Annotated in this window: 10 protein-coding genes and 1 tRNA gene; 6 read left to right on the top strand and 5 right to left on the bottom strand. The window is 60.7% G+C overall.

The window, feature by feature from the left end; all coding sequences use genetic code 11:
• Nucleotides 1-258: 258 nt before the first annotated feature.
• Nucleotides 259-2,352, top strand: coding sequence for a cytochrome c3 family protein (locus tag AC2D8U_RS12920; RefSeq protein ID WP_484619479.1), 2,094 nt, complete (start codon nucleotides 259-261; stop codon nucleotides 2,350-2,352).
• 355 nt (nucleotides 2,353-2,707) lie between these two features.
• On the opposite strand, the gene AC2D8U_RS12915 is transcribed toward AC2D8U_RS12920, so the two are convergent.
• The 3 genes from AC2D8U_RS12915 to pepA form a co-directional block, all read right to left on the bottom strand.
• Nucleotides 2,708-5,554: a valine--tRNA ligase gene (locus tag AC2D8U_RS12915; protein ID WP_484619478.1), complete on the bottom strand. Its 2,847-nt coding sequence runs from the start codon at nucleotides 5,552-5,554 to the stop codon at nucleotides 2,708-2,710.
• Nucleotides 5,555-5,574: 20 nt separating this feature from the next.
• The gene (locus tag AC2D8U_RS12910; protein WP_484619477.1) at nucleotides 5,575-6,015 is read right to left on the bottom strand and encodes a DNA polymerase III subunit chi; all 441 of its coding nucleotides are present in this window, start codon (nucleotides 6,013-6,015) and stop codon (nucleotides 5,575-5,577) included.
• Nucleotides 6,016-6,437: 422 nt separating this feature from the next.
• Nucleotides 6,438-7,946 carry a leucyl aminopeptidase gene (gene pepA / locus AC2D8U_RS12905; RefSeq protein ID WP_484619476.1) on the bottom strand — a complete coding sequence of 503 codons (1,509 nt, stop codon included), beginning with the start codon at nucleotides 7,944-7,946 and terminating at the stop codon, nucleotides 6,438-6,440.
• Nucleotides 7,947-8,180: 234 nt separating this feature from the next.
• On the opposite strand from pepA, the gene lptF reads away from it, so the two are divergent.
• The gene (gene lptF / locus AC2D8U_RS12900) at nucleotides 8,181-9,296 is read left to right on the top strand and encodes an LPS export ABC transporter permease LptF (protein WP_484619475.1); all 1,116 of its coding nucleotides are present in this window, start codon (nucleotides 8,181-8,183) and stop codon (nucleotides 9,294-9,296) included.
• On the top strand, nucleotides 9,296-10,357 hold the full coding sequence (lptG, locus tag AC2D8U_RS12895; RefSeq protein ID WP_484619541.1) for an LPS export ABC transporter permease LptG: 1,062 nt from the start codon (nucleotides 9,296-9,298) through the stop codon (nucleotides 10,355-10,357). Before lptF ends, lptG begins: the two co-directional genes overlap by 1 nt.
• Before the next feature lie 684 nt (nucleotides 10,358-11,041).
• Here the strand turns inward: lptG and AC2D8U_RS12890 are convergent.
• Entirely contained in the window at nucleotides 11,042-11,656 is a 615-nt protein-coding gene (locus AC2D8U_RS12890; RefSeq protein ID WP_484619474.1) for a fumarylacetoacetate hydrolase family protein, read from the bottom strand.
• 74 nt (nucleotides 11,657-11,730) lie between these two features.
• On the bottom strand, nucleotides 11,731-12,231 hold the full coding sequence (locus AC2D8U_RS12885; RefSeq protein ID WP_484619473.1) for an RDD family protein: 501 nt from the start codon (nucleotides 12,229-12,231) through the stop codon (nucleotides 11,731-11,733).
• Between the two features lie 133 nt (nucleotides 12,232-12,364).
• On the opposite strand from AC2D8U_RS12885, the gene AC2D8U_RS12880 reads away from it, so the two are divergent.
• The 3 genes from AC2D8U_RS12880 to AC2D8U_RS12870 all read left to right on the top strand — a co-directional run bounded on the left by AC2D8U_RS12880 (nucleotide 12,365) and on the right by AC2D8U_RS12870 (nucleotide 14,626).
• Nucleotides 12,365-12,451, top strand: a tRNA-Leu gene (locus AC2D8U_RS12880).
• A 275-nt stretch (nucleotides 12,452-12,726) separates the two neighbouring features.
• Nucleotides 12,727-14,259, top strand: coding sequence for an acrylate reductase flavoprotein subunit ArdA (ardA, locus tag AC2D8U_RS12875; protein ID WP_484619472.1), 1,533 nt, complete (start codon nucleotides 12,727-12,729; stop codon nucleotides 14,257-14,259).
• A gap of 13 nt (nucleotides 14,260-14,272) precedes the next feature.
• A complete protein-coding gene (locus AC2D8U_RS12870; RefSeq protein WP_484619471.1) occupies nucleotides 14,273-14,626 on the top strand; it encodes a cytochrome c3 family protein in 354 nt (117 codons plus the stop codon).
• The last annotated feature ends 107 nt before the right edge of the window (nucleotides 14,627-14,733 follow it).

Below are 14,733 nucleotides of genomic sequence, written 5' to 3'. Positions count from 1 at the left end.
ATTCCTATATGAAGCACAACGGCAAAGGCCGATGAAAGGGGGCATCTTCGGTAAGAGTCCCAGTTAGATCAAGCCATTAAGCTTTGACCTGCGAGTTCGGTAGGTATCACTCGTCGGTCCAGCCCCAGGGGCTTTTTCCCTTTCCCTGGCGAGAGAAACACGGCATGGTGAGGCAGCGCCCAAGGTGCCTGGCGATCTCCTCCAGGCTGACCAAGGGTGCCGGGCAAAGCCCGCCCGGTTGTATTCCATGGAGGACCTATGCAACGCCCCCTGATCCTGTTCCTGCTGTGGCTGCTCAGCCCGGCCAGTCAGGCCGAACAAGCCTGTGTCGAGTGTCACGCCGCCCAAGCCAGTCAATGGCAGTCATCGCACCATGCCCAAAGCCTGGTACCCGCCAGCCCCACCTCGGTGGCCGCCGACTGGGCCCGTGGCCCGGCCCGTGAAGGGACGCTCGAGGGGCGCTTCTATAGCAAGGGCGACCGGCTCTGGGTCGCCCTGGAGGAGCAGGGGGAGATCGCGCATTACCGGATCGACTACCAGGTGGGGATCACGCCGCTGCAGCAGTACCTGACGGAAACCGAGCCGGGTCGCTTCCAAGTGCTGCCCTTTTCCTGGGATAACCGGCCCGAAACGGAGGGGGGCCAGCGCTGGTTTACTCTCTACGGGGAGGCCATCGGCAAGCAGGACCGTTTCCACTGGCAGCAGCCCCTGTTCAACTACAACGGCATGTGTGCCGATTGTCACTCCGATGGCTACCAGCGCAACTATGACGCCGAGACCGATCGCTTCAACAGCCAGTGGCGCACCATTAATGTCGGCTGCCTGGCCTGTCACAATGATATGGCCGACGGCCATGCCTCGGGCAGTGCAGAGCGCCATGATGGCCCGACCCACACCAAGGGCGAGGCCGGCGGCCAGTGGCTGCGGGGAGAGGGTGAGTCAACCGCTAGGCGACAAGGCGGCAAGGCAAACACGCAGATCATGGAAAGCTGCTTTGCCTGCCACTCCCTGCGCTCAAACCTGACCGATGGCTTCGATGCGGAGACGCCCTATCTGGATCAGTTTCGCCCCAACTGGCTGACGCCGGATCTTTACCATGCCGACGGCCAGATCAAGGAGGAGGTCTATGTCATGGGCTCCTTCCTGCAAAGCAAGATGCACGCGGCGGGGGTCACCTGCCAAAACTGTCACGATCCCCACTCGCTGGGCCTCAAAGCCGAAGGCAATGCCCTGTGTGGCCAGTGCCATAACCCCCAGGAGTTCGATGGACCCGATCACCATGGCCATGTCGAGGCCACCGCCGGTGGCCAATGTGTCAACTGCCACATGCCCACCACGACCTACATGCAGGTCGATCCGCGCCGGGATCACAGCTTCACCAAACCCAATCCGCTGGCCAGTCGCGAGCACGGGGTGCCCAACGCCTGCCAGGGGTGTCACCAGGATCTCACGGACAAAGAGATTACGGCCGCCTTCAAGGCGCAGTTTGGCGCGGATGCGGGCCAACAGAGTTCGGAGCAGCGACTTTACCAGCAAGTGATGCGCGGCCAAGCGGTCTCACCGGGCCAATTGCTGCGCGCCGCGGGCTCCGAAAACCTGCCGGTGATCAAGCGCGCCACCCTGCTCAGCCAGCTCCCCCTGTACGCCCGTCAGCTTAGCGAGGCACAGCTTATGCCCTTTATCGGCAGTGACGAGCCACGGCTGCGCCTTGCCGCCACCCAAGCCGCCGTGCTCTGGCCCCCTGCCCTGCGGCAAAAGCACCTGCTGCCCCTGCTGGATGACGCCTACCGGGCGGTGCGGGTAACGGCGCTCGATCCCCTGCTTGGGCTGCCCCTGCCGCCCCAGGCGAAACCGGCCTACCAGCGCGTGCTCGCCGAGCTGCTCAGTGCCAGCGAAACCAGCGCCTGGCGCGGCGAAGGCCGGGCTAATGCGGCCATGCTGTACGCACGGCTGGGCCAGCCCGGCAAAGCGGAGCAACACTACCTGGCGGCGATAGCGCGGGATCCCTACTTCGAAGGGGCCTATGTCAATGTCACCGATCTCTACCGGGTTCAGGGGCGCAGCAGCGAGGCCGAGGCCATCTACCAGCAGGGCCTGGCCGCCCTGCCCGGCTCCGCCATGCTGCACTACAGCTATGGCCTGCACCTGATCCGCAATCAGGATGCCAAGCAGGCCGAAGATTATCTGGCCAAGGCGGTACGCCTGGCCCCGCAGCAGGAGCAATTCGCCTACGCCTATCTGCTGGTGATGGAGGGGGTTCGAGGACGGGCCGCCGCCCAGGCCAAGCTCAGGCAGATGCTGCCGCACTACCCCAGGGGGGGCATGCTGGAGCAACTTAGCCGCCAGTGGTGAGCACCGCCAAGCAACCGATGCCCCGTAGGGCAGGTTAGCCCGCGCAGCGGGCGTAACCTGCCGCATTCACGGGAGCCGAGCCTTCATGGGCCCACGGGAAACGGCCCGAGATCAACGGGGCGCGATGTCAGCTTACGGGACTTCGTCCCTAAGCTAACCTACGGAGCTGGGCTTTCGGAACCAAAGCAATGTCAGCTTACGGGACTTCGTCCCTAAGCTAACCTACGGAGCTGGGATCGATGTCAGCTTACGGGACTCCGTCCCTAAGCTAACCTACGGAGCCGTTGGAAACGGCAATAAAAAACGCGCTCCCGGTTCCCCGAGAGCGCGTTTTCTGCAGTATTAAGCGACTGGTTTACAGCGCTTTAAGCTGCTCTTTCTGCTCTTCCAGCTTGGCGATGTCGCGCTTGGCGCCATCCAGCTTGGCCTGCTCTTTGGCAACCACGGCCTCGGGAGCCTTGGCCAGGAAGCCCTGGTTACCCAGCTTCTTCTCGACGCGCTCGGCGTCTTGCGCCAGCTTGGCGATCTGCTTGTCGATGCGGGCCAACTCGGCGTCCACGTCGATCAGGCCCGCCATGGGGATCAGCAGCTCCATCTCACCGATGATCTGGGTGGTGGACATAGGCGCCTCACCCTCCAGCACGCTGATGGACTCCAGGTTGGCCAACTTGGTCAGCATGATCCGGTTGGCTTCCACCCGGGCCAGCTCGTCGGCACTGGCGTTTTTCAGCAGCACGTTGAGCGGCTTGGATGGGGCCACGTTCAGCTCACCACGGACGTTACGCACGGCGACGATGAATTTCTTCACCCACTCCAGCTCAATCATGGCCTGCTCGTCCACCAGCGCGTCATCAAACTGCGGGTAGGACTGCAGCATGATGGTGTCGGCGCCCTTGTTCAGCATCGGTGCGACGGTCTGCCAGATCTCCTCGGTGATGTAGGGCATCAGCGGGTGCAGCACGCGCAGCATGCCTTCCAGCACGGTCAGCAGGGTGTGGCGGGTGCCACGCTGCTGCGCCTCGGTGCCGTTTTGCAGCACCGGCTTGGTCAGCTCCAGGTACCAGTCACAGAACTGGTTCCAGGTGAACTCATAGGCGATATTGGCAGCGATATCGAAACGGTAGGAATCCATCGCTTCACGCAGGTTCTTGACGGTTTCGTTGTACTGGGCCAGGACCCAGCGATCCGCCAGGGACAGCTCCATATCGCCACCATTGGCGCCACAGTCCTGATCTTCGGTGTTCATCAGCACGTAGCGGCTGGCGTTCCACAGCTTGTTGGCGAAGTTGCGGTAACCTTCCAGGCGGTTCATGTCCCAGTTGATGTCGCGACCTGTGCTGGCCATCGCCGCCAGGGTGAAGCGCAGCGCATCGGTACCGTGTGGCACGATCCCGTCCGGGAACTGCTTGCGGGTGCTCTTCTCGATCTTGGCGGCCAGCTGAGGTTGCATCATGTTGCCGGTGCGCTTCTCAACCAGGGTTTCCAGATCGATGCCGTCGATCATGTCCAGGGGATCCAACACGTTACCCTTGGACTTGGACATCTTGTCGCCCTGCTCGTCACGGATGAGGCCGGTGACGTACACGGTCTTAAACGGCACCTGAGCCTTGCCCTCTTTGTCTTTGTTGAAGTGCATGGTCATCATGATCATGCGGGCAACCCAGAAGAAGATGATGTCGAAACCGGTCACCAACACGTCGGTGGGGTGGAAGGTTTCCAGCTCAGGGGTTTTCTCCGGCCAGCCCAGGGTACCGAAGGTCCACAGGGCAGAGGAGAACCAGGTGTCCAGTACGTCGTTGTCCTGGGTCAGCACCACGTCATCAGCCAGCTTGTTGTCGGCGCGCACCTCGGCCTCGGAGTTACCGACATAAACCTGTCCGGCTTCGTCGTACCAGGCCGGAATGCGGTGGCCCCACCACAGCTGACGGGAGATACACCAGTCCTGCACGTCGCGCATCCAGGCGAAGTACATGTTTTCGTACTGCTTGGGTACGAACTGGATCTCGCCGTTTTCAACGGCTTCCACCGCTGGCTTGGCCAGCGGCTCAACCCGTACGTACCATTGATCGGTCAGCATCGGCTCGATCACCACGCCGCCACGATCGCCGTAAGGCACGGTCAGCTCGTGATCTTTGATCTCGTCCAGCAGGCCCAGCTCGTCGAACTCGGCGACGATCGCCTTACGGGCGGCGAAACGCTCCATGCCCTGGTACTTGGCGGGCAGCTCGGCAGAGTAAACGTCGGACGCTTCACCGTTGGTGTCCAGCACTTCGGCTTCATCGCGGATATCGGCGTTGAAGGTCAGCACGTTGATCATCGGCAGAGCATGACGCTTACCCACTTCGTAATCGTTGAAGTCGTGGGCCGGGGTGATCTTCACACAACCTGTGCCCTTCTCCATGTCGGCGTGCTCGTCACCGACGATAGGAATGCGACGGCCAACGATCGGCAGGATCAGCTCTTTGCCGATCAGATCCATGTAGCGGGGATCTTCCGGGTTCACCGCCACACCGGTATCGCCCAGCATGGTTTCCGGACGGGTGGTGGCCACCACGATGTAGTCTTTGCCGTCTTGGGTCTTCACGCCATCCGCCAGCGGGTAGCGGAAGTGCCACATGAAGCCTTTCTTGTCCTTGTTTTCCACTTCCAGATCGGAGATCGCGGTGTGCAGTTTCGGATCCCAGTTCACCAGGCGCTTGCCACGGTAGATCAGATCGTCCTTGTACAGGCTGACGAACACCTCCTGTACGGCGGCGGACATGCCCGGATCCATGGTGAAGCGCTCGCGATCCCAATCCACGGACGCGCCCAGACGACGCAGCTGCTGAGTGATGGTGCCGCCGGACTCTTCCTTCCACTCCCACACCTTGTCGATGAAGGTTTCACGGCCCAAGTCCTGACGGGTGATGTTTTGTGCCGCCAGCTTGCGCTCCACCACCATCTGGGTGGCGATCCCCGCGTGATCGGTACCGACCTGCCACAGGGTGTTTTTGCCCTGCATGCGCTGGTAGCGGATCAGGGTATCCATGATGGTGTCCTGGAAGGCGTGACCCATGTGCAGGCTGCCGGTGACGTTCGGCGGCGGGATCATGATGCTGTAGGCATCTTTGCTGGTATCACCGTGGGGCTTGAAGTAGCCCGCTTCTTCCCAGCGCTGGTAGTGGCGCTGCTCAATCGACTGGGGATTGTAAGTCTTATCCATGGAGGGGATCTCTTTAGAAACTAAAACGGCTGACGGGCCAGATCTTGGGTGGTCACATTGACCCCCAATTGACGGTAGGCAGCGAATCGTCTGCGTGCCTGCGCCTTGGCCTGCTCATCAGCCGGGACAAAATCGATAATCTGGGTGAATTGTACCGCAAATTGCGGCGCATCGAAGCTCAGGTTGATCAGTAGCGGACGTTTTTCCACCGTGGCGTGATCCCGATCGGCCCATCCTATCACCACGGGGGCGCCACCACGGGGCCCTTCACCCACCAGGTTGTGTGGAATGAAGCTGTCCGGCTCAAATTGCCAGAGCAGTTCATCGAGACGATGGGCCTGGGTTTGATCCTGACACAGCAGGTAGACCCCCTGGCCTTTGCGGTAGGCCCGGGCGGCGGCCTGGCAGGCGAGCTGCTCGGCAGACTCATTGGTCAGAAGGTAAAACAGCGCGTTGGCCATGGGACCTCGTAAAAAACTAAAAGCGGAGCCTAAAGCTCCGCCTCATATATTAACCGAACAGGGCCACCTTAGGAGCATACGGCAGGTTACGCCGCTGCGCGGCTAACCTGCCCTACGAAGCGGATGGCACACAAGCCCCTACGGCTCCGTAGGTTAGCTTAGCGACATCGTCGCGTAAGCTGACAATACCCCATCCTTAGGAGCATACGGCAGGTTACTCAGCTGCGCGGCTAACCTGCCCTACGAAGCCCAACCCGGAGGAGCATACGGCAGGTTACGCCGCTGCGCGGCTAGCCTGCCCTACGAAGCTAAGAGCAAGAGCCTAGGTTCTAAGATCTAGAGCTCTCTAGCTCTTAGAACCTAGCAGGGCGAAGCCCGTCCTAGCACCTAGAACCTAGCAGGGCGAAGCCCGCTCAGGGAGCTTACTCCTGCTCCATCTCGCCGGCACGGCCCAGCAGGTACTGGGTCAGGATCGGCACAGGGCGTCCGGTAGAGCCCTTATTGGCGCCACTGTTCCAGGCGGTACCGGCCACATCCAGGTGAGCCCAGTGGTACTTCTTGGCGAAGCGCGACAGGAACAGCGCGGCGGTGATGGTACCCGCCGGGCGACCACCCAGGTTGCTCATGTCGGCAAAGGGGCTCTTGAGCTGATCGCCATACTCTTCCCACAGGGGCAGACGCCAGCAGCGATCGCCCGAAGCCTCACCGGCATTTTGCAGATCGTGCGCCAGGCTGTTGTGGTTGGAGAGCATGCCGGTGGCATGGCTGCCCAGGGCGATGACACAGGCACCGGTCAGGGTGGCAGTGTCGATCACCACGTCCGGATCGAACCGCTCGACATAGGTCAGGGCATCACACAGCACCAGGCGGCCTTCGGCGTCGGTGTTGAGCACCTCGACGGTCTGACCGGACATGGTGGTGAGGATATCCCCAGGGCGGTAGGACTTACCGTCTGGCATATTTTCACAGCCGGCCACGACCGCGGTGACATTGATGGGCAAGTTCAGTTCGCACAGCGCCTTCATGGTGCCCAAGACACCGGCCGCGCCGCCCATGTCGTACTTCATCTCATCCATGCCTTCGCCGGGCTTCAAGGAGATCCCGCCGGAGTCGAAGGTCAGGCCCTTACCTACCAGCACAATCGGCTTCTGCTCGGGATCCGCTGCACCCTGGTATTTCAACACGGTCATGATGGATTCGTTTTCGCTGCCACGGCCCACCGCCAGGTAGGCGTTCATGCCCAGCTCGGCCATCTGCTCCTCACCTAGGGTGGTCACCGTCAGCTTGTCGCACTTCTCCGCCAGTTGCTTGGCCTGGCTGGCCAGGTAGGCGGGATTGCAGACGTTGGGCGGCATGTTGGCCACATCACGGCACAGCTTGGTGCCAGCGGACACGCCCAGCCCATGGCTGATCGCCTTCTCCCCCGTGGTCAGTTCACGGCGGGTTGGAACATTGAACACCATCTTGCGCAGCGGACGACGGGTCTCATCCTTCTTGCTCTTCATGGCATCGAAGGTATAGAGGCTCGATTGGGTGGTTTCTACGGCCTGGCGCACCTTCCAGTAGGTGTCCCGGCCCTTGACGTGCAACTCGGTCAGGAAGCAGACCGCTTCCATGGAGCCGGTGTCATTGAGGGTATTGATGGTCTTGGTGATGATCTGCTTATACTGGCGCTCGTCCAATTCCCGCTCCTTGCCACAGCCCACCAGCAGGACACGCTCGGACAAGACATTGGGTACATGGTGCAACAGCAACATCTGCCCCGGTTTTCCTTCCAGATCGCCACGACGCAGCAGGTTGCTGATGTAGCCGTCGCTGATCTTATCCAGTTGCTCGCCAACCGCAGATAAACGGCGAGGCTCAAACACACCGACTACGATACAGGCGCTGCGTTGTTTTTCTGGACTGCCGCTCTTTACACTGAACTCCATGGCATCTCCCGGTTCTTAAAGACATGGCTGTATTATTGTTAGATAATACGCGCTTTGTTGGCCTCCGAGCCGCCGGAAACGGGTCCGCCACCGAGTTCGGGGATTTGTATTTTCATACGTTTTCTCCCCCAGATCGGCCCCAAGGCCATTTTAAAAAGGTGTAAAAGTAACTAGTTTACTTAAAATACAACCCGTTTCCAGAGAAATTACAAGTTTACCAAACGGACACAGGCTTTGATTGTATTTCGATATCTGCTTGGAGAGGTTTTCCGAGCTCAGATCGCGGTATTGGCGGTATTAGTCACCGTCTTTATCAGCCAACAATTCGTCAAGATCCTGGCTGATGCGGCTGAGGGACAATTTCCCGGCCAGCTGGTGATGACCCTGCTGGCCCTGAACATGCCTGAGCTGCTCTCTTTGATCTTGCCGCTGTCACTCTTTCTCGGGGTGATGCTGGCCCATGGCCAGATGTATTCCCAGAGCGAAATGACTGTACTGCATGCCGTGGGGATCTCCGAGTGGTACGTCACCCGGGTCACCCTGGTGCTTGCCTTTGTGATGGCTGCCATTGCCGGTGCGACGGCGATCTGGGTGGCGCCCTGGGCTCAGGAGAAGGAGTACCAGGTGCTGGAGGAAGCCGAATCCGAGGCTGGCCTGGCCGCCTTGGTGCAGGGTCGGTTCCAGCGTGCGGCCAACGGCAAGGGCGTGATCTACGTGGAAGGGCTGTCCAAGGGCAACCTGGATACCGTGTTTGTCGCCCAGTTGCCCTCCCCCAGCGAAACCACCACGGAGGAAACCGCCCTGGTGTTGGCCAGCTCGGGACGCATCGTCGAGGGGGCTGACGGTTCACAGCGCCTGCAACTGACCGACGGTGCCCGCGCCAGCGGTGTGCTCAATTCGCGGGAGTACAGCCAGATCGAGTTCGACAGTTACGAAATGGAGATCAAGGCACAGGAAGCCTCGCACAAGCGCCGCAAGCTGTCGGCTTACTCCATGCAGCAGCTGCTCGAGGATGGCAGCCCTCACGCCTGGGCCGAGATCCACTGGCGGATCGCCGTCCCCATCGCCCTGCCCCTTCTGGTGTTGATCGCCGTCCCCATGTCCCGGGTCAACACCCGCCAGGGCAAGTTCGGCAAGATGATGCCGGCGATCCTCATCTACCTGGGCTACTTCGGCATGCTGATGGCCGGTCGCAAGGCGATCGAAAACGAGGCGCTTCCGGCCATTTTGGGACTCTGGTGGATCCACGTCACCGCATTGATCATCGGCATCATCCTGATCGGCAAGGGCCGCCCCAGCGGGCGTAAGCTTATCGCTGTGTTCCGCCGCCGTAAGGAGAATGCCGCATGATCCGCATCCTGGATATGTACATCGCCCGCACCATCACCAGCACCTCGGCCTTGTGTTTGCTGGTGCTGACCGGCCTGTCCGGCCTGATCAAGTTCGTTGATCAACTGCGCCTGGTCGGCCGCGGCGACATGACCACCTGGGATGTGGTGATGTACGTGCTGTTTTTGATCCCTCGTGATGTGGAGATGTTCTTCCCCATCGCCGCCATGCTCGGCTCCCTGATCGGCATGGGCATGCTGGCCTCCAGCTCAGAGCTGGTGGTGATGCAGGCGGCGGGGATGTCTCGCCTCAATATTGCTGGCTCCGTGATGAAGACGGCCATTCCCCTGATGATCCTGGCCATGCTGTTCGGCGAATACGTTGCCCCCGTCTCTGAGCAAACCGCCCGCGAGCTGCGCGCCCAGAAGATCTCCGGTGGCAGCCTGATCAGTGCCCGCAACGGGACCTGGGCCAAGGACGGGGATCTGTTCGTTAATATCACCGAAGTGCAGGAAGCCAACCGGCTCAACGGCGTCACCATCTACGACTTTGATGAAGGCAACCGGCTGCGCCACATCACCCGGGCCGAGCAGGCCGTCTTCGATGGCGAGGCCTGGCGCATGGTGACAGTGACCAAGACCCAGATCAGCGATGAGCAGATCAATACCCACGAGATGGCGCAGGAGCGCTGGCGTTCCACCCTGACCCCGGACAAGCTGCAGGTGGTGACGGTGAAGCCCGAGTCCCTCTCGATCCAGGGGCTGATGGGCTACCTGGATTATCTGGAAGCCAACCGGCAGGACACCACCCGCTACGAGCTGGCACTGTGGCGTAAGGTGGCTCAGCCCATCACCGTCGGCGTGATGATGATGCTGGGGCTCTCCTTTATCTTTGGCCCGCTGCGCACCGTGACCATGGGTGCCAGAGTGCTGCTTGGGGTGATCACCGGCTTCAGCTTCTACCTGAGCAACGAGATCTTCGGCCCCATGAGCCTGGTGATGGGACTGCCCACCTTTATGGGCGCCTTCCTGCCCAGCGCCCTGTTTGCCCTCGCCGCCTACCTGCTGCTTCAGAGGCGATAGCCAGGCAGAGAAATGCCCGGTCCCTTCTTCAGGGGCCGGGCATTTTTTATGGGTTAAGCCTTAGCGGCAACGACTTTGTCAGATCACGCCGCTGCGCGGCTGTTCTCACCTACGGAGCGTCCAGCTCCGTAGGTTAGCTTAGGGACGGAGTCCCGTAAGCTGACATCGATCCCAGCTCCGTAGGTTAGCTTAGGGACGCAGTCCCGTAAGCTGACATCGATTTGGGCTCAATTCCGGATTGTCAGATCACGCCGCTGCGCGGCTGATCTAACCTACGAAGCGCCCAGCTCCGTAGGTTAGCTTAGGGACGAAGTCCCGTAAGCTGACATCGATTTGGGCTCGATACCGGGAGCGTCAGATCACGCCGCTACGCGGCTGATCTAACCTACGGAGCAGTCCCGTAAGCTGACATGGCTTTGGGCTCGAGACGGGAGCGCCAGATCACGCCGCTGCACGGCTGATCTAACCTACGAAGCAGTCCCGTAAGCTGACATGGCTTTGGGCTCGAGACGGGAGCGTCAGATCACGCCGCTGCGCGGCTGATCTAACCTACGGAGCAGTCCCGTAAGCTGACATGGCTTTGGATCCGAGACGGGAGAGTCAGATCACGCCGCTACGCGGCTGATCTAACCTACGAAGCCGAGACGGAAACGTCAGATCACGCCGCTGCGCGGCTGATCTAACCTACGAAGCCTGCCAACTCTGGCTCACCAAGACCCGATCGCCTGCCAATACCCGGCCTTCAAATCGCGCCCCCGACGGCACAGGCCCCACCCCTGCCGGCGTCCCGGACATCAGGATATCGCCGTCCTCCAGAGTGATAAAAGTCTGGATCTCAGCCAGGATCGCCTCAGGGGTGTAGATCATCAGATCCATGGGGGCCTGCTGGGCCACTTCGCCATCGATCCGCAGCTCCAGCGCCAGCCCCTCCAGGCGCGCCGGCAAAGGGACAAATTCACTGAACAGGGCCGAGCCGTTAAACGCCTTGGCCCGCTCCCAGGGCAGCCCCTTGGCCTTGAGCTTTCGCTGAGTGGCCCTCAGGGTCAGATCCAGCCCGATGGCCACATGGGAGAGGCGGCCGTCCCGCACCAGGAAGCAGAGCTCCGCCTCGAAATGCACCGGCTCTCCGGCAAATTCGCTTGGCAGCGATGTGCCAATGGCGCTGTTGGGTTTCGCAAAGACCACCATCTGCTCGGCCACTTCGCTGCCCATCTCGGCTATGTGGGCGTGATAGTTACGCCCGACACACAGGATCTTCTGAGGCACTAAAGGCTGCCCCTGTACCATGACGGTTTGCATTTAAGATCATATCTCCAGGTGATTATCCCGGGCCCTCGCCTTGGCGCGGCCCCCTTAACCGATCAGCCGTGCGCTCAACGGCGCTTCTCCATCAGCGCCCGGTTCTGCTCCAAAGTCAGCTCAACCACCTCAGAGCCACTGAGACGATCATGCATCGCCAGTCCCTCGTCATCCCAGAGCAGACTCAGGTTGGCCAAACCACCAAAGGCATAGAGCGCCCGGTAGAGCCCCTGTCGGCGGCTCATCAAGCCGCCATCACGACGCTGAACCCGCAGGCGCCAGGCCCGCATCCCCAGGGTCTGGCCGCTCTTGCTCCAGCTGTAGACAAACAGCCCGATCACCGCCGCCAGCTTGCCGACCTCGTTAAGGGTCAGCCACAGGCCGCTGGCTTGCAGCAGATCCGAAGTGTGCTCCAGCCCCTGCTTATCGATCACTCCGGCTCCGACCAGGGCGGAAAACAGGGCGAACAGCACGGTTCCCGCCAGCATATACACCGCCAGCGCCACCATAAAATCGTACATCCAGGCCGCCATTCGGCGGCCCAATCCCGCCCGGGGGGCATTGGCAAAAGACATCTATCGGCACTCCCTGCTGTATCGTGGATCCGCAGTCTATCAAACCCAAAGCGGGGAAGATGCGCAGAAATCGCCCACTTGAACGCAAAGGGCTTGCCGAGCCGGTTTCGTTCTATATAATGCAACCCACTGAGCCGGGATGGCGGAATTGGTAGACGCAGCGGATTCAAAATCCGCCGGTGGTGACACCTTGGGGGTTCAAGTCCCCCTCCCGGTACCAAACTCAGAGAAAGCCCCGAAACGGAAACGTTTCGGGGCTTTTTCGTATCCAAGAAAAAACTTTCTCCTTTTCCTCTGAATTTCCGCGGCCAGGCTCCCGCTTTGTCCCCCGCTCCAATTCATGCCCAATCGCTGATCCTCACAACTAATCGCCACCCACTTAACAGTTTTGCAACGCCACACTCCCTTCTCAGAGGATAGATCCGCCGCTTCCACAGTTTGGAATCGATTCCATCCCTAATCTGCAGTGACTCACTCATTTACGAGGCACCCCCAATGAGGAAGAACACTGTTAACCGCACTCGCCGTAATCTGATACAAGGGATCGGGGCCACCGGCCTGGCTGCCATGACGGCCTCCAGTTTGGCCGCTGACCGCGGCCCCAAGGGTACCGATTGGCACCAAAGCTACGATCTCGTCATCATAGGATCCGGATTTGCCGCCCTCGCCGCCGCCATTGAGGCCAAGCGCCAAGGGCTCCAATCCGTCGCCATCTACGAGCAGATGCCCACCTTCGGTGGCAACTCCTCCATCAATGGCGGTCTGTTTGCCGTCCCCAACTCCCCCATGCAACAGAAAGAGGGCGTCAAAGATTCCGTCGATCGTATGGTGGCGGATCAGCTCAGATCCGGCCGGGGGATCGCCGATGAAGCCCTGTTGCGCCATGTGGCCGAACACGCCAACGAAGCACTGCAGATGACCTTTGATGCCGGGGCCGAGTACCTGCCCTACCTGCAGCAACTGGGCGGCCACAGTGCCCCCCGCACCTACCAGACCACCGTCGCCTGCGGCGCAGGGATCACTCAACCCCTGTACAAGCTGGCGGTCAAACTGGGTGTGGAGATGCACAACCGCTGCCGGATGAGCGGCTTTATCCGCGGTAAAGGGGGCGAGATCGAGGGGGTCACCATTGAAACCCGCTACTACGCCGACCGTAAAGTCTCCGAAGGCGAAACCCTCAATATCAGAGCGGGCAAGGGCGTACTGGTGGCCACCGGGGGCTTCTCCCAGAACATCGCCCTGCGCATGGCTCAGGACCCAACCCTGACCGCCGACGTTGGCTGCACCAACATCAAGGGCGCCACCGGCGAAGCGATGCTGGAGATGTTCCGCATCGGTGCGGTGCCGGTTCACCTGGCCCACATTCAGTCGGGCCCCTGGGCCTCTCCGGATGAGGGGGGATTCGGTTACGTCTCCAACTACTCCATCTTCAACTTCCCCCACTCCATCGCCATCAACCGGATGACCGGCCAGCGCTTTATGAACGAGATCGCTGATCGTAAGACCCGGGCCGATGCCCAGCTGGCCAATCGTGATGCCGAAGGCAAACCGGTTCCGCCCTTGATGATCACCCACTATCACGACGCCGATCAGCACCCGAACTGCCAGAAAGTGCTCAAGTACGGCGTGGGCTGGAAGTTCGACACCCTGGAGTCCCTGGCCAAGCACTTTGATGTTCCGCTGAAGCCGCTGAAAACGCAGATCGAGGAGTACAACCGCTACGTCGACAGCGGGGTGGACGAGCAGTTTGGCAAGCCGATGGGCAAGGCTAAGGGCAAGCAGATCAAGGCGCCCTTTATGGTGGTTCGCCTGTGGCCCAAGGTGCACTACTGCCAGGGCGGCGCCAAGATCAACCAACTGGCGCAGGTGATGGACTCACTGACCGGCAAACCCATCAAGGGTCTGCTGGCAGCGGGGGAAGTGGCCGGAGGGATCCACGGCGTCAGCCGACTGGGTAGCTGCTCCATTCCGGAGTGCATGGTCATGGGTATGACGGCGGCACGCACTGCAGCCGCAGGCAAGGCGTAGGGAGAACCAACCAATGAAACGCACTATCACACTGATGCTCTCCACCCTGTTACTGAGCACTGCGGCACTGTCCGCGCAAGCCTTTGAGTTCCGAGACTGGCATAAGGAGGCGGGACTGGACTGTAAAACCTGCCACCAGGGCGCCCCCAAGGGCTACCCGGCCGACGATGCCTGCCAAGTTTGCCACGATCTGGATGACCTGGCACAGCAAACCGCCCGGCCGGAAGAGGAGAAGTGGCAGAACCCACACAACAACCTGCACTATGGAAAAGATATCCCCTGTGTCGAGTGTCACTCCGAGCACGGCACCAAGCCGCCGATGTGCGACCAGTGCCACACCTTCAAATACCCCGCTCATAAGCAGTAATTGAGGGTTCAGGGCCCCCTGCAGCGGGCCCTGACCGACACTGGAGCACACCGGGCGTATTCCACTCTCCCGAAGAGTCCGGTGTTGCTCCTCTTTCCACCTTCCAC

The sequence above is a fragment of the Ferrimonas sp. YIN67 genome (assembly GCF_057219095.1).
The sequence above is the reverse complement of the archived record's forward strand: the minus strand, read 5'-3'. Positions and strand labels throughout refer to the sequence as shown.